At 70.7% G+C, this 26,082-nt stretch carries 22 protein-coding genes, 2 tRNA genes and 1 riboswitch; of the genes, 3 read left to right on the top strand and 21 right to left on the bottom strand.

Going from position 1 to position 26,082, the window contains the following annotated elements; translation table 11 throughout:
* Positions 1 to 60: 60 nt before the first annotated feature.
* Complete coding sequence (gene hslV, locus BLP73_RS05115; protein WP_090740984.1) at positions 61 to 618, bottom strand: ATP-dependent protease subunit HslV; 558 nt, start codon at positions 616 to 618, stop codon at positions 61 to 63.
* 97 nt (positions 619 to 715) lie between these two features.
* Between hslV and BLP73_RS05110 the strand changes: the two genes are divergently transcribed.
* Entirely contained in the window at positions 716 to 1,618 is a 903-nt protein-coding gene (locus BLP73_RS05110) for a capsular polysaccharide export protein, LipB/KpsS family (RefSeq protein WP_090740982.1), read from the top strand.
* A gap of 30 nt (positions 1,619 to 1,648) precedes the next feature.
* On the opposite strand, the gene trxA is transcribed toward BLP73_RS05110, so the two are convergent.
* From trxA to BLP73_RS05020, 19 genes are all read right to left on the bottom strand, one after another.
* Complete coding sequence (trxA, locus tag BLP73_RS05105) at positions 1,649 to 1,969, bottom strand: thioredoxin (protein WP_090740980.1); 321 nt, start codon at positions 1,967 to 1,969, stop codon at positions 1,649 to 1,651.
* 52 nt (positions 1,970 to 2,021) lie between these two features.
* Positions 2,022 to 5,396: a double-strand break repair helicase AddA gene (gene addA / locus BLP73_RS05100; RefSeq protein WP_090741412.1), complete on the bottom strand. Its 3,375-nt coding sequence runs from the start codon at positions 5,394 to 5,396 to the stop codon at positions 2,022 to 2,024.
* On the bottom strand, positions 5,383 to 8,337 hold the full coding sequence (addB, locus tag BLP73_RS05095) for a double-strand break repair protein AddB (RefSeq protein ID WP_090740978.1): 2,955 nt from the start codon (positions 8,335 to 8,337) through the stop codon (positions 5,383 to 5,385). Before addB ends, addA begins: the two co-directional genes overlap by 14 nt.
* Complete coding sequence (locus tag BLP73_RS05090) at positions 8,330 to 9,004, bottom strand: nucleotidyltransferase family protein (RefSeq protein ID WP_090740976.1); 675 nt, start codon at positions 9,002 to 9,004, stop codon at positions 8,330 to 8,332. Before BLP73_RS05090 ends, addB begins: the two co-directional genes overlap by 8 nt.
* On the bottom strand, positions 8,989 to 10,383 hold the full coding sequence (gene tsaE, locus BLP73_RS05085) for a tRNA (adenosine(37)-N6)-threonylcarbamoyltransferase complex ATPase subunit type 1 TsaE (protein WP_090740974.1): 1,395 nt from the start codon (positions 10,381 to 10,383) through the stop codon (positions 8,989 to 8,991). Before tsaE ends, BLP73_RS05090 begins: the two co-directional genes overlap by 16 nt.
* Before the next feature lie 40 nt (positions 10,384 to 10,423).
* Complete coding sequence (locus BLP73_RS05080) at positions 10,424 to 11,461, bottom strand: NAD(P)H-dependent flavin oxidoreductase (RefSeq protein ID WP_090740972.1); 1,038 nt, start codon at positions 11,459 to 11,461, stop codon at positions 10,424 to 10,426.
* Positions 11,461 to 11,562: a DUF2474 family protein gene (locus BLP73_RS18975; protein WP_139165900.1), complete on the bottom strand. Its 102-nt coding sequence runs from the start codon at positions 11,560 to 11,562 to the stop codon at positions 11,461 to 11,463. Before BLP73_RS18975 ends, BLP73_RS05080 begins: the two co-directional genes overlap by 1 nt.
* A complete protein-coding gene (cydB, locus tag BLP73_RS05075) occupies positions 11,562 to 12,596 on the bottom strand; it encodes a cytochrome d ubiquinol oxidase subunit II (protein ID WP_425415685.1) in 1,035 nt (344 codons plus the stop codon). The genes BLP73_RS18975 and cydB overlap by 1 nt, the downstream gene beginning before the upstream one ends.
* A gap of 3 nt (positions 12,597 to 12,599) precedes the next feature.
* Positions 12,600 to 14,036, bottom strand: a complete 1,437-nt coding sequence (locus BLP73_RS05070; protein ID WP_090740970.1) for a cytochrome ubiquinol oxidase subunit I — start codon at positions 14,034 to 14,036, stop codon at positions 12,600 to 12,602.
* Between the two features lie 199 nt (positions 14,037 to 14,235).
* The gene (locus BLP73_RS05065) at positions 14,236 to 14,553 is read right to left on the bottom strand and encodes a hypothetical protein (RefSeq protein WP_090740968.1); all 318 of its coding nucleotides are present in this window, start codon (positions 14,551 to 14,553) and stop codon (positions 14,236 to 14,238) included.
* A gap of 178 nt (positions 14,554 to 14,731) precedes the next feature.
* Positions 14,732 to 15,154, bottom strand: coding sequence for a hypothetical protein (locus BLP73_RS18970; RefSeq protein WP_139165899.1), 423 nt, complete (start codon positions 15,152 to 15,154; stop codon positions 14,732 to 14,734).
* 172 nt (positions 15,155 to 15,326) lie between these two features.
* On the bottom strand, positions 15,327 to 15,824 hold the full coding sequence (locus BLP73_RS05055) for a YciE/YciF ferroxidase family protein (protein WP_175453242.1): 498 nt from the start codon (positions 15,822 to 15,824) through the stop codon (positions 15,327 to 15,329).
* Between the two features lie 111 nt (positions 15,825 to 15,935).
* Positions 15,936 to 16,009: transfer RNA gene (locus BLP73_RS05050), tRNA-Gly, on the bottom strand.
* Between the two features lie 44 nt (positions 16,010 to 16,053).
* A complete protein-coding gene (locus BLP73_RS05045; protein WP_090740964.1) occupies positions 16,054 to 16,674 on the bottom strand; it encodes an SH3 domain-containing protein in 621 nt (206 codons plus the stop codon).
* Positions 16,675 to 16,723: 49 nt separating this feature from the next.
* On the bottom strand, positions 16,724 to 17,776 hold the full coding sequence (locus BLP73_RS05040) for a calcium-binding protein (protein WP_090740962.1): 1,053 nt from the start codon (positions 17,774 to 17,776) through the stop codon (positions 16,724 to 16,726).
* Between the two features lie 130 nt (positions 17,777 to 17,906).
* A tRNA-Ala gene (locus BLP73_RS05035) sits at positions 17,907 to 17,982 on the bottom strand.
* A 45-nt stretch (positions 17,983 to 18,027) separates the two neighbouring features.
* Positions 18,028 to 18,723 (bottom strand): thiamine ABC transporter ATP-binding protein, encoded by a 696-nt coding sequence (locus BLP73_RS05030; protein WP_245686553.1) that lies wholly within the window; start codon positions 18,721 to 18,723, stop codon positions 18,028 to 18,030.
* Positions 18,707 to 20,242 (bottom strand): thiamine/thiamine pyrophosphate ABC transporter permease ThiP, encoded by a 1,536-nt coding sequence (locus BLP73_RS05025; protein WP_090740960.1) that lies wholly within the window; start codon positions 20,240 to 20,242, stop codon positions 18,707 to 18,709. Before BLP73_RS05025 ends, BLP73_RS05030 begins: the two co-directional genes overlap by 17 nt.
* Complete coding sequence (locus BLP73_RS05020; RefSeq protein WP_090740958.1) at positions 20,221 to 21,186, bottom strand: thiamine ABC transporter substrate-binding protein; 966 nt, start codon at positions 21,184 to 21,186, stop codon at positions 20,221 to 20,223. Before BLP73_RS05020 ends, BLP73_RS05025 begins: the two co-directional genes overlap by 22 nt.
* 29 nt (positions 21,187 to 21,215) lie before the next feature.
* A riboswitch (TPP riboswitch) is annotated at positions 21,216 to 21,313 on the bottom strand.
* 59 nt (positions 21,314 to 21,372) lie between these two features.
* Between BLP73_RS05020 and mutS the strand changes: the two genes are divergently transcribed.
* A complete protein-coding gene (gene mutS / locus BLP73_RS05015; protein ID WP_090741406.1) occupies positions 21,373 to 23,994 on the top strand; it encodes a DNA mismatch repair protein MutS in 2,622 nt (873 codons plus the stop codon).
* Entirely contained in the window at positions 23,991 to 25,106 is a 1,116-nt protein-coding gene (gene aroC, locus BLP73_RS05010; protein ID WP_090740956.1) for a chorismate synthase, read from the top strand. Before mutS ends, aroC begins: the two co-directional genes overlap by 4 nt.
* Here the strand turns inward: aroC and BLP73_RS05005 are convergent.
* The gene (locus BLP73_RS05005; protein ID WP_090740954.1) at positions 25,094 to 25,972 is read right to left on the bottom strand and encodes a ribokinase; all 879 of its coding nucleotides are present in this window, start codon (positions 25,970 to 25,972) and stop codon (positions 25,094 to 25,096) included. The genes aroC and BLP73_RS05005 overlap by 13 nt on opposite strands.
* Positions 25,973 to 26,082: the final 110 nt, after the last annotated feature.

Raw genomic sequence — 26,082 nt, 5'->3', positions numbered from 1 at the left:
TTCATCTTCTGTGCAGAAATATCCTGGGGTGAGGGCCGCAGGCCCGAGGGGCAGAGCCCCTCACGCCTCCAGCACCTCCACCGTCAGCCGCCCGTTGGTGTAGACGCAGATATCGGCCGCGATCTGCATCGCCTGCCGCGCCACGGCCTCGGCATCCAGATCGCTCTGCAAGAGCCCCCGCGCCGCGGCCAGCGCGAAGTTCCCGCCCGAGCCGATGGCCGCCACGTCATGCTCGGGCTCCAGCACGTCGCCGGCGCCGGTGACGACCAAGAGGTCGGTCCCGTCCGTCACGATCAGCATCGCCTCGAGGTTGCGCAGGTACTTGTCCATCCGCCAGTCCTTGGCCAGATCGACGCAGGCGCGCTGCAGCTGGCCGGGGCTCGCCTCCAGCTTTTTCTCCAGCCGCTCCAGCAGCGTGAAGGCGTCGGCGGTCGAGCCGGCAAAGCCCACCACCACGTCGCGCCCGCCGAGCGAGAGGCGGCGCACCTTGCGCGCCGTGCCCTTCATCACCGTCTGCCCGACGCTGACCTGCCCGTCGCCCGCCACAACGACCTTGCCGCCGCGCCGCACCGCCAGGATCGTGGTGCCGTGCCAGCCGGGAAATCTGTCATCTGCCATGCTGGGCCTCTTCTCCTTTGTCGGGGTCCAGATATGGACGCGCCGCCTCGTCCGCAACCCGTTGAAAAGCGCGCGGCCCCACCCTAGCCTGCCCGCCATGAGCGCCGATCTGCTGCTGTCCGTCTATCTGCACCCGCCGATCCTGCAGACGGCCCTCGCCGGCAAGCTCGGCTTCCTGAACCGGATGCGCGCCCTGCTCGAGCCGCGGGGCTGGCAGATCCAAGTCCTCCGCTCCGGCCCCGAGGCGCGCCGGGATGCGCCCCACCGTCCCGGCTACGCCCTCTTCAACATGGAGCGGCCGACCCACGACCGCGCCCTGACCTTCCGCCTCGCCTATCACTACCCCTATTGGCGGCTCGAGAAGGTGGCCGAGCGCTGGCGCTGGCCCATCGCGACCACCCCCTTCGACCCGGGCAGCATCGAAGAGGACGCCGCCCACCGCTTCGCCGCCCGCCTGCGCGCCCGCGTCCTGCCGGGCGTGACGCCAAGCGCTGGCGATCACATCCTGATCCCGCTTCAGGGCCAAATCCGCCGCCACCGCAGCTTCCAATCCGCTAGCCCACTTGCGATGATCCGCGTCGCCGCCGCAACCGGCAGCCCCTGCATCGCCACGCTTCACCCGAAGGAGCGCTACAATGCCGAGGACCTCGCCGCGCTGGATACGCTCGCGCGCATCCATCCGAACCTGACCATCGGAGGCGATACCGCCACGCTGCTTCCATCTTGCGCCTTCGTCGTCACCCAGAACAGCGGCGCGGGCTTCGACGCGCTGATCCTCGGCAAGCCCGTCGTCCTTTTTGCGCAGTCCGACTATCACCATGTCGCGCTGAACGTCGCGCAGCTCGGCGCAGCCGAGGCGCTGGCGCAGGCCGCGGCGCACCAGCCCCCGACCGAGAGGTTCCTCGACTGGTTTCTGCGCCGGACCAGCCTCGACATGATGGCGGCGGATGCGGATGCCCGGCTGCTGGCGGCCATGACAAAGGGCGGCTGGCCCGTCTGACCAACCGCCCCGTGCGCGATCCGCGAAGGATCAGACCGACTCGTCGATCCAGCTTTTCAGCGCGGCCTTCGGCGCGGCGCCCATGCGGTTCGAAACGATCTCGCCGTCCTTGAACATGAACAGCGCCGGGATGCCGCGCACGCCAAGGGCGGCGGCCTGCTCGGGGTTCTCGTCCACGTTGATCTTCACGATCTTCACCCGGCCGGCATACTCGTCCGACAGCTCTTCCAGCGCGGGGCCGATCTGCTTGCACGGGCCGCACCATTCGGCCCAGAAATCGACGATGACGGGGGTGTCCGCCTGGCGGACTTCGGCATCAAATTCGGCGTCGTTCACATGCACGGTGGCCATGCGCAGCTCCTTTTCTGAGGGCCGGGCAGGCCGGCTGATTTGCCTTACAAAGCTATGAAGGCAGGCCGGGTGAATCAAGGGCAGGAAGCGCCCCGTCCAGCACCGCATCCGGCAGGATCATCAGCGCCCGCGCCGCCGTCCACAGCACCGCGACCTCGACCCGGCGGCCGGGATAGATCGCTCGCAGCGCCGCGCGATAGGCGGCCATCTGGCGCAGGATGCCCTCGGGCGTGTCCTCGGGCCGGGCCGGGACCTCGCTGTTCGTCTTGTAGTCCACCGCCAGCACGCGCGCCTCGCCGACGATGAGCCGGTCCACCACCCCGTTCAGCGTGCCGAGGCCGGCGATGGGCGCGGTCAGCGCCACCTCCTCCAGCACCGCCATGCCCGGCTCGGGCTGCATGATCTCGGCGAGGGCCGGGGCCGAGAGGATCGCCTCGGCCTCGGCCAGAAGATCGGCCAGCTCATCCGGCTCGGGCAGCCCGCCCTCGCCCCCGGCCAGCACGGCGCGGGCAAGGCGCGGCCAGTCGGCCGGGGCATGATGGGGCAGATGCTCCAGCAGCAGGTGAACGCGCGTGCCGCGCAGCATCGCCGCCTCGCGATCCCCTTCCGAAACCGCGCCCAGCACCTTGGCCCCGCCGAGCCCCGTGGCGGTGACCGGCGCCACGTAATCGGGCGGGTTCGGCGGCATCCGCTGCGTCCAGTCGGGCAGGACGGTCCGGGCGGTCGGTGCCGCCTTGGCCGCCTGCGCCGCCTGCGGCCAGTCGCCGAAGCCGAGGCGCTGGCCGGTGCCGATCCCCTCGATCTCCAGCGGCGCGGCCTCAAGCCCCGCCCGGCCCGCGCCCTCGGCGATCATGGCGTGCCAGCTGTCCTGTTCCTCGCCCGTCTCGCCCGCCGCCGCCACGATCAGCCAGCTCTCGGCCCGCGTCATCGCGACGTAAAGTAGCCGCCGCCGCTCCTCCTCCTGCCGCTGCTCCCAGTCTCCGACCGCCAGCGCGACCGCATCGCAGCGCTCGTCCGCGCTGCCGCGCCAGACCGGCATCCCCTCGACCCGCACCGTTCGCGCGCCATTGGGGGCACGGCGCTTCTGCGTCTCGGGCAGGATCACCACCGGGCTCTCCAGCCCCTTCGAGCCATGAACCGTCATCACCCGGATCAGCCCGCCCGCGCCGCCGGGCAGCTGGCGCTTCACCTCGACCTCGTCCGATTGCAGCCAGACCAGAAAGCCCGTCAGCGAGGGCGTCTCGACCTGCTCATAAGCCAGCGCCTGCGAGAGCAGCTCGTCGATGCCGTCCTCGGCCTCGGGGCCAAGGCGGGCCAGCAGCGCCGCGCGGCCGCCGTGACGGGTCAGAAGGCGTGCGATCAGGTCGTGCGGGCGCAGGTAGTCGGCGTGATCGGCCAGATCGTTCAGCACGGCCCAGGCCGCCCGGTGATCCGAATGGCGCAGCCGCGCCCAGAGGAACTCGCGCCCCCGCCCCGCCGCCAGCCGGTAAAGGTCGTCCTCGCTAAGCCCGAAGAGCGGCGAGCGCAGGGCCGCGGCGAGGCAGAGGTCATCCTCGGGCGTCGCCAGCACCGCCAGCGTGGCGGTGATGTCGCGCACCGCCAGCTCGGCCGCCAGCTTCAGCCGGTCGGCGCCCGCCACCGGCAGCCCCGCCGCCTTGAGCTGCGCGATCAGCGCCTCGAACAGGTCCGCCCGGCGCTGCACGAGGATCTGGATGTCCCCCGCCCCAAGCGGGCGCGGCGTGCCGTTCTTCGCGTCCAGGATCGGCGTGCCCAGCATCCCCCTGATCTGCCGGGCGATGGCGCGCGCCAGTTCCACATCGGCATCGTTCTCGGCCGGGGCATCCACCGGCTGCGTCCAGTCGGCGCGCTCGGGCTTTTCGGGCTTTGGCAGCGCCGGCCAGATGTCCACGCGGCCGGGCAGCCCCTCGCGGAAGGCGATGTGCCGCGGCGCGTCCCCGAGGCCCCGCGCGGCCTCGCCCTGGAACACCGCATCCACCAGCCGCAGGATGGCAGGGGACGAGCGGAAGCTGTGCGCCAGCCCGCGCTGCTGCATGGGCTGCTGGACGGCCTGAAAACCGTCGGAAAAGCGCGTCCGCATCTCGTCGAAGACGGCGATGTCGGCGCCCTGGAAGCTGTAGATCGACTGCTTGGGATCGCCCACCACGAACAGCGTGCGCGGCCGGTCATGGGCGCCGGCGCCGCTGGTGAACTCGTCCGTCAGGCGGCGGATGACGCGCCATTGCTCGGGCGAGGTGTCCTGCGCCTCGTCCACGAGGATGTGGTCGATCCCCCCGTCCAGCCGCCACAGCACCCATTGCGCCATGGAGGATTCCTCCAAAAGCGCAGCCGTCTTGCGGATCAGGTCGTCGAAATCCAGCCAGCCATGCGCGGCCTTCTCTTGCGCCATGCGCCGGGTGAAGGCATGGCCGAAGCGGTGCAGCGCCAGCGTCTTCTGCGCCGCCTCCAGCGCGTTCATCAGAGGGCGCGCCAGCTCGACCCGCTCCATCAGCGCCTCGAGATCGGCGACGAAGCGCGCGCAGGGGCCGTTGTAGAGGTCCTTCGTCGGGATCTTGCCGAGCTTGGCGCCGAAGGGCGACTTGGCGTCCTTGCCGTAGAGCAGCGCGCTGCAGAGCAGCTTGAGGCAGGCCATGTCCGGCATTCGCCAGTCGCGGCCGGCGAGGACCTCGGCCAGCTTGGCGTCGGTGGACTTGCCGGCGCGCATCAGCGGGATCAGCGCGTCGCAGAGATCGCTCTCGGCGCCCTGGAAGACCTGCGCCAGAAGCGCGTCTTCGCTGAGGCCCGGGGGCAGGTCCAGCGCCGCCCAGATGGCGGCGGGGTCGGCCGGCGCAGGGAAGTCGGCCTCGGAAAGCGAGGCGAGGAAGCCGTCGATGCCCTCGCCGGAATGCAGGCGGGTGAGGTCCGCGATGACCGGATTGCCCGCCTCGGCCATCTCCTCCAGCACGCGCGCGCGGAGGGCGCCGGCGCTGCGGTCGTCCAGCTCGGCAAAGCCCATGGGCACGCCGGCCTCCAGCGGGAAGCGGCGCAGCAGGGCGGCGCAGAAGCTGTGGATCGTCTGGACCTTCAGCCCGCCCGGCGTCTCGATGGCGCGCGCGAAAAGGCGCCGCGCCTCGGCCAGGTCCGGCTCGCCCGCCTCGCCCAAGGCGGCCAGCTCGGCCCGCAGCTGCGGCTCGGGCAGCATCGCCCATGCGCCGAGGCGGCCCAAGAGGCGGTTCTGCATCTCGGTCGCGGCGGCCTTGGTGTAGGTCAGGCACAGGATGCGCTCGGGCGGCGTGCCGGCCAGCAGCAGCCGCGCCACGCGGTCCGTCAGCACCCGCGTCTTGCCCGAGCCGGCATTCGCGGTCAGCCAGGTCGAGCGCAGCGGATCGGCCGCCGCGATCTGGTTGAGACTGGCGTCATTCATCAGCATGGACGTCCCCGACCCTCTCGCGCATGGCTTTGTCCGACAGCCCCCATTCGCCGTAGCGCGCCAGATGATCGTAATCGCCCGAAAAGCCCATCTTCTCGGGCGCGCGCATCGAGGTGAAGCCGGCCTCCTCGTGCAGATAGGCGGCCAGCAGGCGCACGAAACCGTCCCACGTCTCGGCCTCGACCTGCGGATCATGCGCGCGGGGATGGGTCAGCCCCTCGTCGCCCAGCTGGATGTAGCTGATCCCGGCGACCTCCACCGGGCCGAGCGCGTCGAAGCCCCCGCGCCGGGCCATCGCGGCCTCCAGCATCAGCTGCTTGTCGAAATGCTTGATCTGGTCGTTCGAGGGCGGCTTGCCGGACTTGTAGTCGTAGATCATCACCTGCCCGTCCTTCAGCAGGTCGATCCGGTCGGGCCGCGCGGTCAGGATGAAGTCGAAGCCCGCCACGCTGACCCGGCCGCGGTTCTCGATCACCACCGGGCGGCCGGTGCGGCGCCGCGCCAGCTCATCTAGGACCAGCCGGTCCGCGATGCGGTGGATGCGGGCGGACCAGAAGGCGCGGGCGGCAGGCCAGGGCACCTCGCGGGCCAGCACCTCGTCCGCCAGTGTCAGGAAGCGCGCCTTCAGCTCGGCCGGCGGGGTGGCCGCGTCGAAATCCGTGCGCAGCAGCGCCTCGACGATGAGGTGCAGCGTCTGGCCGCGCAGGGCCGCGTCGGGCTGGGGGCGCAGCGTGTTCAGGGGGCGCAGGTTCAGGACGCGCTTGGCATAGACCGCATAGGGGTCGCGGATCAGCAGCGAGACATCGGTCACCGGCATCTCGCGCAGCGCCGGGGCGGGCGGGACCGGCGCGGGGCGCGCGGCGGAGTGGCTGCGCTGCGCGGGCCGGGAGAGCGCCTCGGCGAGCTGGAGCCAGTGCTGGCCGCGGTTCCGCATCGCCGTCAGCGCCGCTGGCCCGTTCCGCTCGGGCAGGCCGCTCATCAGGTTGATGAGGCGGTTCAGCCAGCGCGAGGGGATCGTCTCGGCCTCGGCATCCCGGCGGGCGCGGGTCAGGATCACCCGGTCAGCGCCGATGGCCTGCTGGAAGTCATGCGCGGCGAGGCCGATCTGGCGTTCCGGCAGCGGCAGCCCCGCCGCCAGCCGCATCTGGCGCGAGAGCCAGGGGTCGGGCGACAGCGGCTGCGGCCAGCCACCCTCGTTCAGCCCGGACAGGATCACGCTGCCATGCCCGAACAGCCGCGCCTCGCGCGGGCCGCGGATGCGCAGCGTGTGGTAGCTGGCGACATCCTCGCGCTCGGCCTTGCGCTGAAGTTCGGCGATCAGCAAGGCGATGAAGTCGCCGGGCGCCATGTCCGGGCCCTGCGGGGCGTGCTCGCGCAGATGCTCGATGATGCCGCGGGCCATCTGCCCGGCCTTTTCCTTCCACAGCTTCGAGGCTTCCGGATCGCCGCCCGGCCCCGCCGCCAGCGCCTCGGCCAAGGCGATCAGGTCGGCCAGCCGGTCCGGCAGCGGGCGCGGGCCGCGATCCGTGGCGAAGGGCGCGATCCGGTCCAGCATCTCCGCCAGCCAGTCGGCCCAGAGCTTGCGCTCCTCGCCCTTGCGGCTGCCCCAGTCCCGCAGGAAGGCGCCATCGGGGAAGGCGGGGCCATGGGCGCGCAGGTGCAGCTCCAGATCGCGGGTCTGGCGCAGGATCTCGTTGCGGCCGATCAGGGACGAGCCGGTGGCGGTCAGCGGGTGCTTCAGCAGAATCAGCAGCCGGTCGATGGTCAGCGCCTCGCCGAAGAGCGAGGCCACCTGCCGCAGGAAGAGGCCCGGCGGGGTCAGCGGCACCGGCCGGCCGGCGCTGTCGTCGGGGCGGATGTGCCAGCGGTCGAGCGCACCCGAGACGCGGCGGATGAGGCCGCTGTCGGCGGCGATCAGCGTGATCTCCTCGCCGCGCTCGGCCGCCTCGCGCATGACCATCGCGATCGCCTCGGCCTCGGCGCCGGGCTGGTCGGCTTCGATCAGGGTCAGCGCCTCGGTGGCAGGCAGGAGGTCGGGCAGCGAGGGGCCGTCCGCGATCCACTGGTCCGTCACCGGCGCGGGCCGCAGCGCCAGCGAGACGAGGCGGTTGCGCGCCTCGGACGGCGGGCGCGCCTCGGTCCAGCGCCGCACGGCGCCCGAGGCGTTGATCAGCGGCGCGAAGCGGGCCTGCGGGTGGTCCTCGGCCTTCTCGTCCAGCCGGTCCCAGACCGATTGCGGCTGGTCGAAGTCGAAGCCCGGCAGCACCACGGCCCCCTGCGGCAGCGCGGCCACCGCCTGCATGAAAAGCCGCGTCGCCCCGTGCGAGCCGGTCGAGCCGGCGACGATCACCGGCCCGTCCGGCAGGTTCGTCCCCAAGGGCCAGTCGCGGGCGGCGGTCTCGGCGGCGGCGAACTGGCGGGCGGGGCGGTCGCGCCATGGCTCGGTCAGGTGGAAGCCGGTCGCGATGCGCAGGAAGGCCAGCGTGTTCTGCCAGTGTCGCGCGTGATCGCCCGCGTCGATCAGGTCCAGCGCCTCGGGACCGCGCCCCTCGCGCTGCATCTCGGCCATCAGCTCGGAAAGCGACTGCGCGAGGACCGGGATGGAATGCGCTGCGCCGAGGTCCGGCCGCTGGCGGATCAGCGCGGCGATCAGGCGCCCGAGTTGCAGCCGCCGGGCCAGCGGCGCCTCGGGCGGCTCGGGCATGACCAGCGGGCCGGGGTCCAGCGCGGTGACCGAACGCAGGCGCGGCAGCAGCAGCGGGCCGTGGGCGTCGAAGGCGCGGCGGATCTCGGTCAGGGTGTTGGTCGCGTTGACATAGACGGTGACGCGGGCCAGCGCCTCGGGCGGCTGGTCCTTCATCCGCGCCAGAAGACCCGCCGCAAACTCGGCCGCGAAATCGACGCCGGGCGGCAGCGCGTAGAGGCCGCGGAAGTCAGCCATCCAGCAGCGCCTCGGCCAGCGGGATCGCCTGCGGATAGCCGACATCGCACCAGCCGCCGGGATGGACGATGCCAAAGGCGCGACCTTCCGCGATCATCAGGTCCCAGAGGCGGTTCAGCGAAAAGGCGCGCTCGGGGATGCTGGCCAGCAGGTCCGGGCGGATGATCTGCGCGCCGCCATAGACCAGATCGCCCTGCCGCGCGATGCGGCCCTCGGGATCGAGACTGAAATCCCCGGCGCCCTTGCGGGCGGTCGCCTGCGCCAGCGGCACCAGCGCCAGCAGCGCGTCCATCCGGCTATCGTCCCAGGCCGCCTGAAGCGCCGCCAGCGGGTTCGGCCCGGTCCAGACGACGTCGGGGTTCAGCGTCATCACCGGCCCCCTGCCCAGCAGCGGCAGCGCCTTTTTCAGCCCGCCGCCGGTGTCGAGGATCGCCCCCGCCTCGCTGCTGATCAGGACGTCCTGCCCCGCCAGATGCCGGCGGATCTGCGCGCCGAGATAGTGCGTGTTCACCACCACCGGCCCCGCTCCGGCCGCGCGTCCAAGCGTCAGCGCACGGTCCAGTAGGGCCGTGCCGCCGACCTCGATCAGGGGCTTGGGGCGCATGTCGGTCAGGGGCCGCATCCGGGTGCCCAGACCCGCGGCGAAGATCATCAGCGGCAGGGGCATCGGGCGCGCAATCCTTCGATCAGCTCGGAAGTGGGGGCGGGGGCACCGGCCAGCGCCTCGGCTAGGGGCGCCAGCGCCGGATGGGCAAGGTTCGCCTGCACATGCGCCCAGACCCGCGGCATGAAGTCCAGGTAACGCGGCTTGCCGTCGCGCAGGCACAAGCGGGCGAAGATGCCGAGTATCCGCAGGCTGCGCTGCGCGCCCAGCAGGGCGTAGGCGGCGCGGAAGCGGCCCTCGTCCAGTCCGGTCGCGGCGAGGTAGCGGGCGATGGCGCGCGCCTCGATCTTGCGCGGAACGTCGCGGCGGGCGTCCTGCAGGGCCGAGACGAGGTCATAGGCCGGATGCGCCGCCACCGCGTCCTGATAGTCGATAAGGCCGAGCGGCGCCGGGCCGCGCCAGATCAGGTTCTCGGCGTGAAAGTCCCGGAGCGCCGTAACCGGAGGGACATCCGCCGCCAGCCGGGCGTGAAGCGCTGCGATGGCGGGGGCCACCTCCTCGCCGCCCGAGGCGCCCATGGCGGGCAGATACCACTCGGCGAAAAGCCCCACTTGGTCGGCCAGCGCGGGGCCGTCCAGCGCGGGCAGTTCGGGGACCGGGTGCCGGTGCAGATCCGCCAGCAGGTCGGCGATGCGGTCATAGGCGACGGGCGCCAGCGCCGGGTCCTCGTCCAGCACGCGGGCCAGCAGCGCGTCGCCCAGATCCTCGACCAGCGCGAGGCCCTGCGGCTCGTCCGCGGCGATGATCTGCGGCGCGCCGAAGCCGTGGCCGCGCAGCCAGTGGGTCATCTTGAGGAAGGCGGGCATGCTGCCGCCCGGATCGTCCATGAGGACCGCGCTTCCCGCACCCTCAAGCCGGAAATAGCGGCGGGCCGAGGCGTCGCCGGCGAGCGGGGTCACCCGCGCCTCGCCCCAATGCGCCTGGTGGACGAAGGCGGCGCGCCCGGCGGTGCGGGCCAGCGCCTTCGGCAGGGCGATCTGGCGCAGGTCCGGGTCGGGCAGGGGGGTCAGCGCGATGGTGAGGGCGTTCGCGGGCATGGTCTCCAGCCGGTCGGGCCATTCGATCAGGCAGATGCCGGTCTCGAGCGCCTCGTCGAGGCCCAGCTCGTGCAGCTCGGAAGGATCGGTCAGGCGGTAGAGGTCGGCGTGCCAGATCTCGGTCCCCATCGGGTCGCCATAGGTCTGGACCAGAGTGAAGGTCGGGCTGGGCACGTCCTCGGCGGCCTCGCCCTGGCGGGCACGGATGAAGGCGCGGGCGAAATGGGTCTTGCCGGCGCCGACAGGGCCGTCCAGCAGCACCGCCTGGCCCGGCCGCAGCTCGGCCGCGAGCATCCGCGCCAAGGCGGCAGTCAGGGTCTCGTCGGCGATCAGGCGCTGCGTCATGGCGCTGTTCTAGACGCTCGCCGGGGCGGGGGAAAGCGGCTCAGGCGGCGGCATATTCGGCCGCAAGGCGGGCGACCAGGTCGGCGGCGGGCATAGGGCGCGCGCGGGCGGCGCCGGTGCCGGACCAATGGGCGCCGAAGCCGGTCTCGCCCTTGGCGCGGGCAGCGGAGTTCAGCGCCTTGCCGAGGTCGTAGGCGCAGGGATAAGGCGCCACCTCCCCGGGCGCGGCGCCCTCGGTCCAATCGGTGAAGCGGTTCCTCAGGCAGCGCGCCGGGCGGCCGGAGATGGCGGGGGTCATCACCGTCTCGCCGCCCGCCAGCCGGGCGCGATAGTCGGCATCGGCGGCGCTTTCCGTGCAGGGGATGAAGGCCGTGCCCAACTGCGCGGCGGCCGCGCCCCAGTTCAGCGCGCGGCGGATGTCAGTGCCCTCCATCAGCCCGCCGGCGGCGATCAGCGGTAGGCGGGTAACGCGGCCGAGGCGGCGGACCAGCGCTTCGGTCGTCAGCCGCTCGTCGGGGGCGGCAGGCTCGAAAATGCCGCGATGGCCGCCCGCCTCCCAGCCCTGCGCGACGATGCCGTCGAGGCCGGCGGTCGCGATCGCCTCGGCTTCGGCCTGGGAGGTGGCGGTGGCGATGAGGGTGGCGCCGATCTCGCGCAGGGCAGCGAGCTGGTCCTGACGCGGCAGGCCGAAGTGGAAGCTGATGACGGCGGGGCGGGTTTCCATCAGCACGCGCAGCATCGCGTCGTCCTGGCGGAAGCTGAGATAGATCTCGGACAGGGTCTGGGGCGGGGTGGCGCCGAACTTGGCAAAGAGCGGCGCGGCGCGGGCGATCCAGGCGGCCTCACGCGCGGAATCGCGGGCGGCGGGCGCGTGGCAGAAGAGGTTCACGTTGAACGGCCGCCCGGTCAGCGCCTGCGTCTGGCGGATCATCAAGGCCGCCCCCTCGGCGCCCGCCGCGCCGAGGCCGAGCGCCCCGAGCGCCCCTGCCTCGGACACCGCCGCCGCCAGCGCCGGGGTGGCGACGCCCGCCATGGGCGCCTGCAGCAGCGGCAGGGCGAGGCCGTCCAGAACGCGCATCAGACGATCCACAGCCGGATCAGCCATGCCAGCAGCCCCACGGCGCCCACGCTGGCGCCCCAGATCAGCACGAACCAGCCGAGCCGGCGCAGCGTGGGCATCAGTGATAGCCCGCGTCGGGGTCGATCTTGCCGCGGAACACCCAGTAGGCATAGGCGGTGTAGGCCAGGATGATCGGGATCAGGAAGGCAGCGCCCACCAGCATGAAGAGCTGGCTGTTCTCCGGGGCGGCGGCCTCCCAGATGGTGACCTCGACCGGGACGATATAGGGGAACATCGAGTAGCCGAGCCCGCCGAAGCCCAGGACGAACATCCCGAGCGCGAAGAGGAACGGCCAGTAGTCGTGGTGGCGCACCATCAGCGTGCGGAACATGCCGAAGGCGAGGGCGAGGACCGCGGCGGCCACCCCGGCGGCGAGGACGATGTTCAGCCCGCCGAACCAGCGCGTGTAATAGCCGTCCTGCAGGAAGGGCGTCCACAGGCTGACGATGCCGATGAAGGCGACGGTCGCGACGCCCAGCAGCCATGCGCGGCGGCGCATCCGCTCTTGCAAGGGGCCGGTCGTCTTCAGGACCAGCCAGGTCGCGCCCAGCAGCATGTAGCCGACCATCACCGCGATCCCGACCATGACGCTGAAGGGCGTCAGCCAGTCCCACCAGCCCCCGGCATAGCTGCGTGCGGCCTTGTCGATGTCGATGCCCTGCAGAAGCCCGCCAAGCGCGATGCCCTGCGACAGCGCCGCCGCGGCCGAGCCGCCGATGAAGGCGATGTCCCAGACCCCTCGCCAGCGCTTGGTCCGCCAGCGGAACTCGAAGGCGACGCCGCGAAAGATCAGGGCCAGCAGCATCACGATCAGCGGAACGTAGAGCGCGGGCAGGATCAGCGCATAGGCCAGCGGGAAGGCAGCAAAGAGGCCCCCTCCGCCCAGGACCAGCCAGGTCTCGTTGCCGTCCCAGACCGGCGCGACCGAGTTCATCATGACGTCGCGGTCCTTCTCGACCGGCTCGGCCACGAACAGCATCCCGAGGCCCAGGTCGAACCCGTCCAGCACCACATAGACCAGCACCGCGAAGGCGATGAGGAAGGCCCAGATGAGGGTGAGGTCCAGGTTCACGCCGTCGGCGATGGGCATCATGGCTCACTCTCCTATCGGGGTGGTGCGATGGGTCTGCTGGACCGGGGTGGTGCCGGCGGTGCGGATCGGGCCGTCCATGTCTTCGTCCATGTTCGGCTCGGCCACATGCGGCGGGCGCGACATCAGGCGCAGGATGTACCAGGTGCCCGCGCCGAAGACGGCGAAATACACGATGACGAAGGCGATCAGCGACGAGCCCACCGCCGCGGCGTCCAGCGGCGAGACGCTGTCCGCGGTCCGCAGATGGCCGTAGACGGTGAAGGGCTGGCGGCCGACCTCGGTCGTGATCCAGCCGGCGAGGACGGCGATCAGCCCCGATGGCGCCATCAGGACGGCGGCGCGGTGCAGCATCGGCCAGTCATAGAGCCGCCCCCGCCAGCGCGCGAACAGCGACCAGAGCCCGAGGCCCAGCATGGCAAAGCCGATCGCGACCATGATGCGGAAGGCGAAGAAGACGATGCCGACGGGGGGCTGATCCTCCAGCGGGATCGTGTCCAGCCCGTCCAGCGGCGCGTTCAGGTCGTGCTTGAGGATCAGCGAGCTGAGCTTGGGGATGCCGACGGCATAGTCCAGCCGCTGCTCGGCCTGGTTCGGGATGCCGAAGAGATAGAGCGGCGCGCCCTCGGGGTGGCTCTCGAAATGGCCCTCCATCGCCATGACCTTGGCGGGCTGATGCTCCAGCGTGTTCAGCCCGTGGATGTCGCCGAGGAAGATCTGCACCGGCGCGAAGATCGCCGCCATCCACATCGCCATCGAGAACATGGTCCGCGTGGCCGGGCTGACCTGGTCGGGGCGGTGCCGGTGCCGCAGAAGGTGCAGCGCCGCGACGCCGCCGACGATGAAGGCGGTGGTCAGGTAGGCGGCCGTCACCGTGTGCATCAGGCGATAGGGGAAGGAGGGGTTGAAGATCACCTCCCAGAAATTGGTGGGCAGGAACTGGCCGGTCTGCAGGTCCAGCTCGAACCCGGCCGGGGTGTGCATCCAGCTGTTCACCGACAGGATCCAGAATGCCGACATCGCGGTGCCGCCCGCCACGGCGAGGCAGGCCATCATGTGCAGCACCGGGCCGACCCGCTCGCGCCCGAAGAGCATGATCCCGAGAAAGCCCGCCTCGAGGAAGAAGGCGGACAGCACCTCGTAGGCCATGGGCGCGCCGATCACGGGGCCCGCGCGGTCCGAGAAGACCGACCAGTTGGTGCCGAACTGGTAGGACATGACGATGCCCGAGACGACGCCCATCGCGAAGGCCAGCGCGAAGATCTTAACCCAGTAGCGGAAGAGGTCGAGATACTTGTGGTCCTTCTTCCACAGCCAGAGGCCATTCAGCACCGCGAGATAGCTGGCCAGCCCGATTGTGAAGGCCGGAAACAGGAAGTGGAAGCTGACCGTGAAGGCGAACTGGATGCGGGCCAGGAGGATGGCGTCGGCCTGGTCGAACATCGGACTGCCTTTCGCGCTGCGCTGCCACCGGGATCAGAGGCTAGGGGTAGAAGAAGGCTAGCGCATCGGGGCAGGGTCGCAAGGGCGCATGGCGCCGCAGCGCGTCATTTTGCACCGGATGTGGCGCCGCGACGCGGCAGCGCATGCAAGAACGGCCCGACGCGGATGCATCGGGCCGTCTGTCGCATGGCGTGGTGGGTCAGTCCGAGAAGCGGCGGCGGATCTCGTAGCAGAGCGCGCCGCCGACATCGCCGATCAGGTTGCGCGGGTTCCGGTCGGACAGGATCAGGTAGGGCATGTCCGGCGAATGGATGTGGATCTCTCCGTCCTCATGCAACTCCAGATGCAGCGTGACGCTGGTGCGGCGCTTGATGCTGCGGCGGCGGTTGTGGCCAAGTCCCGGGACATCGGGAACGTCGGGATCGGCCTCCACCGGCTGCACGGGCACCGCGACGGCGCTGGCATCAGAGGTGAGGGGCAGGACGGACGAAGAGGCAGGGAGGCGCTGGAAGGTCATCGTTCTGCTCCGGCTGGCTATGATCACGAAACGATCACGCTGCCTGAATTGTTCCCGAGCAGGTTGCAGGCGGCGACATGAAGATCCTCAAACTGCCCGAAAAACAGGCTGCCTCGTCAGGCGGTTGCGAGCCAGGGATCTTGAGCGCATTAACTTAAATCAGTACGCCGCGCCGGCGTCACATCCAGTACCACAGCGCGCCGAAGACGATCAGCAGCAGCAGCACGATCGGCATCGCGACCGCAGTCAGCGCCAGCGACGAGCCGGTGGCGTTGTCCTCGCGGTAGTAATCCATGTCCGCGGGCTGTCCGGCCTCCGAGGCGGAGTGGTCCACCCCCGGCACCGGTGCGACATAGTCGGACGCGGCTGCGGCACCGGCCTCGCGCGCCATGCGCATTTCTTCGCGGTTGGGAGAATGGCCGCCGGCCTCGTCATCCGCCCCGAGCGGGGCCGCCGCGGGATCGGGATAGTTGACCTTGTCGCCCGTTGCGCCGCTGTCGATGTCGCGCCGCAACGCCTCGACCGTCGCCGGCTGGTCCGGGGCGTCGGTCGTGCCATGCTCGCGGCGGAGCCTCTCGATGGAATCGTTGTTGGTGGGCATGGGGTTTCCCTTCAGGGCGTGACGGTCGTGCAACACCGGGCCGAGCGCATTGTTCCTGCGCCCCGCCAAGCTCTTTCCCGCGGATCGCGCGGCCGCATCTTTGGCGTGCCGTGCCACAGCACGAAAAAGGCCCCGCCGCGGCGGGGCCTTTCATCGACGGCGTCGCGGCCGGTCAGGCCGCTTCCATCGCGTTCTTGTTGGCGGTGCTGTCGGCCACCTGGGTCAGCTTCTCGTCGGTGGCGGTTTCTTCCTGCAGCGTCTCGTCCAGCAGCTTGGCGGCCTCGTCCATGCCCAGCACCTCGGCCCACCGCTTCAGCGTGCCGTAGCGCGAGATCTCGTAATGCTCGACCGCCTGCGCCGCGGCCACAAGGCCCGCGTCCAGCGCCGTGGAGCCCTTGAACTCGTCCATGATCTCCTCGGCTTCCGAAATGATCCCCTCGATCGCGTCGCAGGTCTTGCCGCGGGCCGGCTTGCCCAGCAGCTCAAAGACCTTCTGCAGGCGCTCGATCTGGCCCTCGGTCTCCTCGCGATGCTGCTCGAAGGCGGCGCGGACTTCGTCGGCCTGGGCGGCACGGGCCATCTTGGGCAGGTTCTTCAGGATCTTGCGCTCGGCGTAGTAGATGTCGCGGAGCGTTTCGTGGAACAGTTTTTCCAGGTTCTTGGTCGCCATGTCATGCTCTCCTTGAAGCCGCTGCGGCCGCAGCCGCTGCATTGCGGTGGACAACCGCATCGGCGGGCGATTGTTCCCGGCCGCAACCTGGCGGCAGGCATCAGGAGGGGTTGGAGCGGGTGATGGGAATCGAACCCACGTCGTAAGCTTGGAAGGCTTCTGCTCTACCATTGAGCTACACCCGCGCTCGCTCAAGCTGGTAGCGCCGCGCGGGCTTCATTGCAAGCCGCTATCGCGGGCGCGCCTCGATCGAGCAGCAGCCGCTCAGCAGCCGCGGCTCGCCTTGGGTCAGCGTCAGCAGGGCCGCCAGGCCGAAGCGCCGGTCGGACATCCCGTCCGAGCATTGCTGCGGGACTGCGGTCAGCACCGCGCCCTCGCCCAGCACGACGCGGGTCGGATCGCGGAAGACCCCGGTTCCCAAAATCGCCGTCACCGGGAACAGCGTCTCGGGCGTCTCGGGCGTCTCGGGCGTCGACAGGGCCAGCGCGCCGTCCCGCGCGGTCACGGACCAGAAGGGCTCGGTCCCGTAGCACGAGAAGGCGGCGGGCAGTCGCCCCTCCTCCCAGACATCCACGCGGTACGCGAGATAGCGCATCGAAACCCAGCCCGACGCTTCGCGCAGGTTGACTCGCGCCCAGCCCCGCCGCTCCTCGACGACCTCCACCCCGGTCGCGTCCGGCGGCAGCGCGCCGAGGATCTGGCTGCCGGCATTCGGCTCGGCGCGCAGGTTCAGCACGTCGTTTGCGGCGACGCCGGTCACGTCGAACAGCGTCGGCAGGATGTATTCCTGCGTCGCCGCCGCGGGCGAGGCGACGAGCAGGGCGGCGAGAAGGGCGAGGGTGGCGCGCATGGCAGGCTCCGAAGGACGGAGCCAGCCTAGCGCGCCCGGGCGGGTGCCGCTAGAGCAGGAAGTCCTGCCCGCCGAGCCGCACCTGCCCGGTCAGCTCCAGCGTGAAGTCCGCACGCCTGTCGCCGTCCAGGTCGGCCGAGACCACGGTCACCCCGTTGACGTGCTGGTAGCGCAGCTCACCCGCCGTGCCCGAGAAGCCCGAGGTGCCGACGAAGCGGAAGGCCTGATCGCCCGAGGCCCGGAGGTTCGCGTCGATCCCCGACAGGTCGATCCGGTCGCCGTCGGCTCGGCTGAAGTCGGTGATCACGTCGCGCGTCGTGGCGCTGATGACCGACTGGGCCGGGCTGGTGAAGATGAAGCGGTCCGCCCCAAGCCCCCCGGTCATCACGTCGCGCCCGAGGCCGCCGGTGATCAGGTCGATGCCCGAGCCGCCGCGCAGCACGTCGTTGCCGTCCCCACCGAGCATGGTGTCGTTGCCGGACCCGCCCTCCAGCGTGTCCGCGCCCGAGCTTCCGTCAAGCCGGTCGTTCCCGCTCCCGCCTTCCAGCCGGTCGTTCCCCGAACCGCCGTACAGCCGGTCGCGCCCCTCGCCGCCCCGCAGGGTGTCGTTGCCCTCGTTCCCATAGAGGGTGTCGTTGCCGCCGTGTCCGGACATCAGGTCGTTGCCGCCCAATCCCTCGAACCTGTCGGCAAAGTTGCTGAGGTTGATCGTGTCGTTGCCGCGGAAGATGTTTGCCATCAGCGCCCTGTCGTCCGCGTTGCTGGCGGTCGACGCGGCCTGATAGACCTGTGCAGCCGAGACGGAAATCCCCAGAATGTCGATGATCGACTCGCCATAGTAGGTTTCCTCGAACATCCCCGTCACCGTCCCCGAGGCCCGCTGCGTCGCCGGATCGAAGGAGAGCCCGGTGCCGCCGAGGAACAGCATCAGATCGTTCCAGCCATCATACCCGTTGACGGCGTAGACATCTTGGTAGGTCCGCTCCTGGTAGCTGAGGTTTATGTTGTCGTAGAAGTAGTCGTCGTAGAAGTGCCGGAAAAAGAAGTTCAGATCGACGTTGAAGCTGTCGACGCCGCTGTAGGCCTTAACCACTGCCATCATGTACACCCAAGTTAAAGAACAGGGCGAAACTACACGCGAACAGGCTGCAGGTGGTGTAATGCTTCGTTGAACTTTTGCCGGGCGCGGCAGGCGAAAGCCTTGCGCCCTGTGATCATCAGCTTGGAGAAACTGGTGGAGCCGAGGGGAATCGAACCCCTGACCTCGTCATTGCGAACGACGCGCTCTACCAACTGAGCTACGACCCCAACGCGGCGATCCATACAAACCGGCGCGGCAATGTCAAGCCGCCGTCAGCCGAGATAGGCGCGCAGGCCCGGTGGCGGGTTGTCCAGCAGGGCCGCGGTCGGCTGCGGCGGGTGGACGCGACCGGCCTCGACCAGCAGCGTCTCGGGGGCGAAGGCGCGGGCGTCGGCCGGATCGTGGGTGACCATCAGCACCGTCGCGCCGGTGCGCTCGGCGATGCGCGCCAGCAGGGCCAGCATCTCGGACTTCAGCGCCGGCCCAAGCGCCGAAAACGGCTCGTCCAGCAGCAGGATGTCGCGGTCGCGCAGCAGGACGCGGGCTAGGGCGACGCGGCTCTGCTGGCCACCCGACAGGGCGGCGGGGCGGCGGGCCTCCATCCCCTCCAGCCCGACCTCGGCCAGGCTCGCGGTGACGCGGGCCTTCTGCGCAGCGTCGAGACGAAGATCGGCGCGCAGGCCCATCCCGACATTCTGCGCCACCGTCAGGTGCGGGAAGAGGTTGTGGCTCTGGAAAAGGGTCGAGACCGGCCGCTGGCCCGGCGGCAGCGCCGTGATGTCACGCCCGGACCACAGGACGCGCCCGGCCTCGGGCGCAAGGAAGCCGCCGATCAGCGACAGGAGCGTCGACTTCCCCGAGCCAGAGGCACCGATCACCGCGAAGCGGCCGCCGGCGGGCAGGGTCAGGTCGGCCGCCAGCGCGAACTCGCCCTGCCGGATCAGGATGCTCTCAAGGGTCAGGCTCAAGGCGCCCTCCGCGGTCGAAGGCCCAGAAGAGGGCGAAGCTGAGCGCCATCAGCAGGACCGAGGCCGCCGCCGCATCCGCCATCCGGTAGCTGTTCATCAGCTGGTAGAGCTTCAGGGGCAGCGTCGGCTGGTCCGTCGCGAACAGCGTGATCACACCCAGATCGCCCATCGCCAGCGCGGCCGCCAGCCCTCCGGCAAAGCCGAGCGGCCGGGCGAGGCGCGGCAGGGTCAGGTGCCGCAGCCGCGCCCATCCGCGCAGGTCCAGCGAGGCCGCGAGCCGCCCGTAGTCCGCCTGAAGCGTCCGCGCCGCCGGGATCAGGGCGCGCAGACCGAAGGGCAGCGCCATCGCCGCGTTGATCGCCACGGTCACCGGCAGCGCCATCTGCTGCGGGCTGGCAATCCCGCGCAGGAGAATGAAGAGGCCCGTTCCCAGAACCAGCGGCGAGGCGATCAGAGGCGCCATGCCCGCCGTCTCGACCCACCGCGCGCCGCTGCGGGCGACGGTCAGGGCCAGCGCGAGGCAAGCGGCCATCGACAGCAGCGCCGAGATCACCGCCATGATGACCGAGCGCCAGGCGGCGTCCCAGACCTCGGCCGGCAGCTGGGCGATCCGCGGCAGGCCGCTGGCGATCACGGCGCTCAGCGGCAGCAGCAGGAAGGCCGCGGCCGCCGTGATCACAACAACGTCCGCCCAACGCCGCCAACCGGCCGGCGCAGGCGGCGCATGCGCCGTGTCCATCCCGGCCCCGAAGCCCGCGGGTACCGCGATCCATCGCGCGGCCAGCAGCGCGCCGATGCAGAGCGCGATCTGCACGAGCCCAAGCGTCGCCGCCCGACCGAGGTCGAAGTCGAAGCGGAAGGCCTGGTAGATGGCCAGCTCGACCGTGGTGGCGCGCGGACCGCCGCCGAGGGCGAGCGCCACCGTGAACGAGGTCAGGCAGACGAGGAACACGGCCAGCCAGACGCCCGGCAGCACCTCGCGCAGCATCGGGCGCTCGAGGTGCCGGGCGATGTCGCGGGGGGCGAAGCCGAGGCTGGCGGCCAGGCGGAAGCGCTCGGCCGGGATCGCCTGCCAGCCCTGCAGGATCAGGCGCACCGAAAGCGGCAGATTGAAGAAGACATGCGCCAGGATCACGCCCTGCCAGCCGTAGATGCCGATCTCGGGCAGGCCGAGCGCGCGCAGCCCCTCGTTCAGGGCGCCGTTGCGGCCGAAGATGGCAATGAGGCCCATGATCGCGACGATGACCGGCAGGATGAAGGGGGCGCCCAGCAGCGTGACCAGCAACCCGCGGCCGCGGAAGCGGCGGCGGGCCAGCGCGCGGGCGACCGGGACCGCCAGCAGCGCGGACAGGGTTGCCGACAGCGCCGCCTGCCACAGGGTGAAGCGCACGGCGCGCCAGTCCCACTCGGTCAGGCCGCCAAGGCCGCCCGCGAACCATGCGACCGCCGCCAGCGTCCCGAGGATGCCGGCGGCGAGGAAGGCGGCGACCAGATGGCCTAGTTGAAGGCGCGCAGCCATTCGTCCAGCGCAGGCTGGCGCAGCGCCTCGGCCTCGTCCTCGGAATAGAACAGCGTCACTTCGGGACGGGGCAGATCGCGCATCACCTCGGGCCAGTCCGCCTCGGGAAGTTTCGCGGGAAGGGACCAGTTGGCCAGCGGGATCTCGGCCTGGAACTCGGGCGTCAGGATCCAGTCCATGAACTGCTGCGCCAGCTCGGGCTGGTCGGTGCCGGCCAGCTGGGCGGCGACCTCGGTCATGAAGTAATGCCCCTCGGGGAAGATCGCGGCCTTCTTCGTCAGGTCGTCCTCGGCGGCGATGTGATAGGCGGGCGAGGTCGTGTAGGACAGCACCATGTCCGCCTCGCCGCTGGTGAACATGCCGTAGCTTTCCGACCAGCCGCGCGTCACCGTCAGCACCTTGGGCGCAAGCTTCGCCCAAGCCTCGGGCGCCTCATCCCCATAGACCTGCTTGACCCACAGAAGCAGCGCGAGGCCCGAGATCGAGCTGCGCGGGTCCTGGATCACGATGCGGACATCCGCGTCCAGCAGCTCGTCGAAGCTGGCGGGCGGGTTATCCAGCCGCGTCTCGTCATAGACGAAGGCCGTCTCGCCCCAGTTGTAGGGCAGGAAGATCTCGTCGGTCCATTCGATCGGCAGCGACATGTCGGACGTGTCCTGCCCGTGCGGCGCGAACAGCCCCGAGGCGCGGGCGCGGGCCAGAACGTCGGTGTTCAGCCCGAAGACCACGTCGGCCTCGGTCCCCTCGCCCTCCATCAGCAGGCGGGGCAGGATGTCGCCGGTGACGAAGCGCAGCTCGCAGTCGCAGAAGGCCTCGAAGCCGGACTTGATGGCGGGGCCGGGGCCCCATTCGCTGGCGACGTAATCCTCGGCATAGATGGTCAGCACGCGGTCCTGCGCGGCGGCGGGGGTCGCCAGAAGCAGCAAGGCAAGGGCGGTACGCATGGGCGCCTCCTCTTTTGGGTGATCGAAAAGAAGGAGTGCGCGACCTTCCCTCCGCCGGTGTGAGCCGGATCAGGTTCAACGGGTCCGCTTGCGCGTCTCAGCCATAAGGGCACCCCGAGGTAGGCCATGAATGTAGAGGTTTCCCGGTCGCGTGCAAGCCGCTAGAACGCGGCCATGACGAAGGACATGACCGACCAGCCAACGCCGATGATGGCGCAGTATCTCGCGATCCGGGACGCCAATCCCGGCGCGCTGCTGTTCTACCGGATGGGCGATTTCTACGAGATGTTCTTCGACGACGCGGTGGCGGCGGCGGCCGCGCTGGACATCGCGCTGACCAAGCGCGGCACGCATCTGGGCGAGCCGATCCCGATGTGCGGCGTGCCGGTCCATGCCGCCGAGAGCTACCTCTTGACGCTGATCCGCAAGGGCTTCCGCGTCGCCATCGCCGAGCAAATGGAGGACCCGGCCGAGGCCAGGAAGCGCGGCAGCAAGTCGGTCGTGGCCCGCGACGTGGTGCGGCTGGTGACGCCCGGCACGCTGACCGAGGAATCGCTCCTGGAGGCGCGGCGGCACAACTACCTCGCCGCCTACGCGCTGATCCGGGACGAGGGCGCTTTGGCCTGGGTCGACATCTCGACCGGCGCCTTTTCGGTGATGGACTGCCCCCTGCCGCGCCTCGCGCCCGAGCTGGCGCGGCTGACCGCGCGCGAGGTGGTGACCTGCGCCCCCGGCCTCGATGATCTGGTGGCCGAGGCCGGGGCGGCGCTGACCGATCTTCACGCCAGCGCCTTCGACAGCGCAGCGGGGGCGCGGCGGCTCTGTGCGCTCTACGGGGTCGAGACGCTGGACGGCTTCGGGACGTTCGGGCGGGCCGAGCTGTCGGCCATGGGCGCGATCGTCGACTATCTGGAGCTGACGCAGAAGGGCAAGCTGCCGCTGCTGCGCCCGCCTGTCCGGGAACGGGCGGGCGGCGCGATGCAGATCGACGCCGCGACCCGGCGCAATCTGGAGCTGACGCAGGCGCTGTCGGGAGGGCGCGAGGGCTCGCTTCTGTCGGCCATCGACCGCACGGTGACGGCGGCCGGTGCGCGGCTGCTGGAGCGGCGCATCAGCGCGCCGTCCCGCGACCTGCCGCTGATCCATGCGCGCCACGATGCGGTGGAGGCGCTGGCCGCCGACGCCCGGCTGCTGTCGGACCTGCGCGCGGCGCTGGCGCGGGTGCCGGACATGGACCGGGCGCTGTCGCGGCTGGCGCTGGAGCGGGGCGGGCCGCGCGATCTGGCCGCGATCCGCAACGGGTTGGCGCAGGGCGCGCAGATCGCCGCACGCCTGCCGGAGGACGCGCCGCAGGTGCTGGCCGCGTCCGCGCGCGATCTGGTCGGCCATGACGCGCTGACCGACCTGCTGGACCAGGCGCTGGTCGCCGAGCCGCCACTTCTGGCCCGCGACGGCGGCTTCGTGGCGGAGGGCTATGACCACGACCTCGATCAGACCCGCCGCCTGCGGGACGAGGGGCGCGGCGTCATCGCCGGGATGCAGGCCGACTACGCCACGGAGGCCGGCATCCCCAGCCTGAAGATCAAGCATAACAACGTGCTGGGCTACTTCATCGAGACGACGACCACCCATGCCGAGCGGATGCTGGCCCGGCCCGAGCGCTTCATCCACCGCCAGACCACCGCCAATCAGATCCGCTTCACGACGGTCGAGCTGTCGGAGCTGGAGACCCGCATCCTCAACGCCCGCGACCGCGCGCTGGAGATCGAGCGTGGCATCTTCGAGCGGCTCCGCGCCGCGATCCTCGAGCAGGCGGCGCCCATCGGGCAGGCGGCGCGGGCGCTGGCCGAGATCGACCTCGCCGGCGCCTTCGCCGACCTCGCCTCGGGCGAGGGCTGGGTGCGCCCGCGCGTGGACGACAGCCGCGCCTTCAGCATCGAGGGCGGCCGGCACCCGGTCGTCGAACGCGCGCTGAAGCGCAAGGCGGGCAGCTTCGTCGCAAACGACTGCGCGCTGACGAGCGGCGCGACCCCGGCCATCTGGCTGCTGACCGGCCCGAACATGGCGGGCAAATCGACCTTCCTGCGCCAGAACGCGCTGATCGCTGTCCTGGCGCAGGCCGGGGCCTTCGTGCCGGCGCGGGCGGCGCATGTCGGCCTCGTCAGCCAGCTTTTCAGCCGCGTTGGGGCGGCGGACGATCTGGCGCGCGGCCGGTCCACCTTCATGGTCGAGATGGTCGAGACGGCGGCGATCCTCAACCAGGCCGACGACCGGGCGCTGGTGATCCTCGACGAGATCGGGCGGGGCACGGCGACCTGGGACGGGCTCTCGATTGCCTGGGCGGTGATGGAGCATCTGCAGGCGGTCAATCGCTGCCGCGCGCTTTTCGCCACGCATTACCACGAGATGACGGCGCTTTCGGCCAAGCTTGACGGGGTCGAGAACGCCACCGTTGCCGTCCGGGAATGGGAGGGCGAGGTGATCTTCCTCCACGAGGTCCGCAAGGGCGCGGCCGATCGCAGCTATGGCGTGCAGGTCGCGCGGCTGGCGGGCCTGCCGGCCTTGGTCGTTGAACGCGCCCGCGCGGTGCTCGACGCACTCGAGTCGGGCGAGCGCGAGGGGGCGGCGCGGCCGGCGGCGCTGATCGACGACCTGCCGCTGTTCCGCGCAGCGCCTCCGCCGCCCGCGCCCAAGAGCCGCCCGCTGGACGCCAAGCTGAAGGCGGTCCATCCCGACGCCCTCAGCCCGCGCGAGGCGCTGGACCTGATCTACGAGCTGAAAGCACTGTCCGAGGAGACAGCCCCATGAGCTTCAACACCTTCGGACGACTGTTCCGCTTCACCACCTGGGGCGAAAGCCACGGGCCCGCGCTCGGCGCCACCGTCGACGGCGTGCCCCCGGGCGTGCCGCTGGACGAGGCCTATATCCAGCGCTTCCTCAACCGCCGCCGGCCGGGGACCTCCAAGCACACGACGCAGCGGCGCGAGCCGGACCAGGTCCGCATCCTCTCGGGCGTCTTCGAGGGAGTGACCACCGGCACCTCGATCCAGTTGATGATCGAGAACACGGACCAGCGGTCTAAGGATTATGGCGACATCGCGACCAGCTTCCGCCCCGGACATGCCGACATCACCTATCACCTGAAATACGGCGTGCGCGACTATCGCGGCGGCGGCAGGTCCAGCGCGCGCGAGACGGCGGCGCGGGTGGCGGCGGGCGCGGTCGCGCAGGCGGTGCTGGGCGCGCTGGTGCCGCAGCTCAGGATCACCGGCTACATGGTTCAGATGGGCGAGATGCGGCTGGACCGGGCGCGGCTGGACCTGTCGGCGGTGGACAGCAACCCGTTCTTCCTGCCGGACGCCGAAGCGGTCGAGGCCTGGTCGGACTATCTCGACGGCATCCGCAAGGACCAGAACAGCGTCGGCGCGGCGCTGGAGGTTTGCGTGCAGGGCTGCCCGCCCGGCCTCGGCGCGCCGGTCTATGCCAAGCTCGACACCGACCTGGCGGCGGCGATGATGTCGATCAACGCGGTGAAGGCGGTGGAGATCGGCGAGGGGATGGCCTCGGCCGCGCTGACGGGCGTCGCGAATGCCGACGAGATCCGTATGGGCGAGGCCGGGCCGGAATACCTGTCGAATCATGCGGGCGGCATCCTCGGCGGTATTTCGACCGGGCAGGACATCGTCGTGCGCTTCGCGATCAAGCCGACCAGCTCGATCACCACGCCCCGCCGCTCGATCAACGCGCGGGGGGAGGAGATCGAGGTGATCACCAAGGGTCGTCACGATCCCTGCGTCGGCATCCGCGCGGTCCCGGTGGCCGAGGCGATGGCGGCCTGCGTGATCCTGGACCACCTGCTGATGGACCGGGCGCAGACCGGCGGCGTGCGCGGCAAGATCGGGAACGGTCAGTTCGGCTGATCGGCGAGGAAGGCCTCGACCTCGGCGCGCGTGGGGATGGCGTCGCCCGCCCCCTGCCGCGTGACCTTGAGTGCCGCCGCAGCGGCGGCCAGCCGCAGCGCCGCCGGGATCGCGGCGCCCTCGTCCAGCGCCGCCGCGAAGTAGCCCGCGAAGCTGTCGCCCGCGGCCGTCGTGTCGGCGGCGGTGACGGGGAAGGCCGGCTGGTGGTGCACCTGGCCCGTCTTCAGGTCGCGGTATTCCGCGCCCTTGCTGCCCTTGGTGATCAGCAGCCCCTCGACCGGCAGATCCCCCGGCATGGCGTCGAAAAGCTGCGCCGCCTCGACTTCGTTCATGGCGAGGATCGACACCTCGGGCAGGACGGCGCGCACCGCCGCCAGATCGAAGGGCGCGGCCGAGTAGAGCACCCGCGCACCGCGTGCCCGCGCGGCCTTGGCGGCGGCGAGCTGGCAGCTGGTCTCGTTCTGGATCAGCAACAGGTCGCCTGCCGCCATCTCGGCCATGTCCTCAAGAAGCTGCGCCTCGTCCAGCGAGCGGTTGGCGGCAGGGTCGATGATGATCGAATTCTCGCCGGTCGCGTCCACCATGATGATCGCATGGCCGGTGACATGGTCCGGCAGGCGCTGCACGCCCGCGATGTCGACGCCGGCGTCCCGCAGCCGCTCGCGGACCCACCGGTCGCGCATCCCCATCGCGCCGAGATGCCGCGTCCGCGCCCCGGCCTGCGCGGCGGCGACCGACTGGTTGGCGCCCTTGCCGCCAAGGCCCACCGCATAGCCGCGCGAGGCCAGCGTCTCGCCGGGCCGGGGCAGGCTGTCGAGGCGGTAGACGTGATCGATGTTGATCGAACCGAGGTTCCAGATAGCCATGCGCCGTCTCCTTCACTTGCGGTCATCTGTGGCAAGGCGGCGGCGCTTGTCCAGCCAGCGTCTGCACAAATGGAAAACGCGCCCCTAACGGGGCGCGTCCGGCAGCGTGG

The organism is Paracoccus tibetensis (assembly GCF_900102505.1).
Taxonomy (GTDB): domain Bacteria; phylum Pseudomonadota; class Alphaproteobacteria; order Rhodobacterales; family Rhodobacteraceae; genus Paracoccus; species Paracoccus tibetensis.
This window is presented reverse-complemented; position numbering and strand designations above follow the sequence as displayed.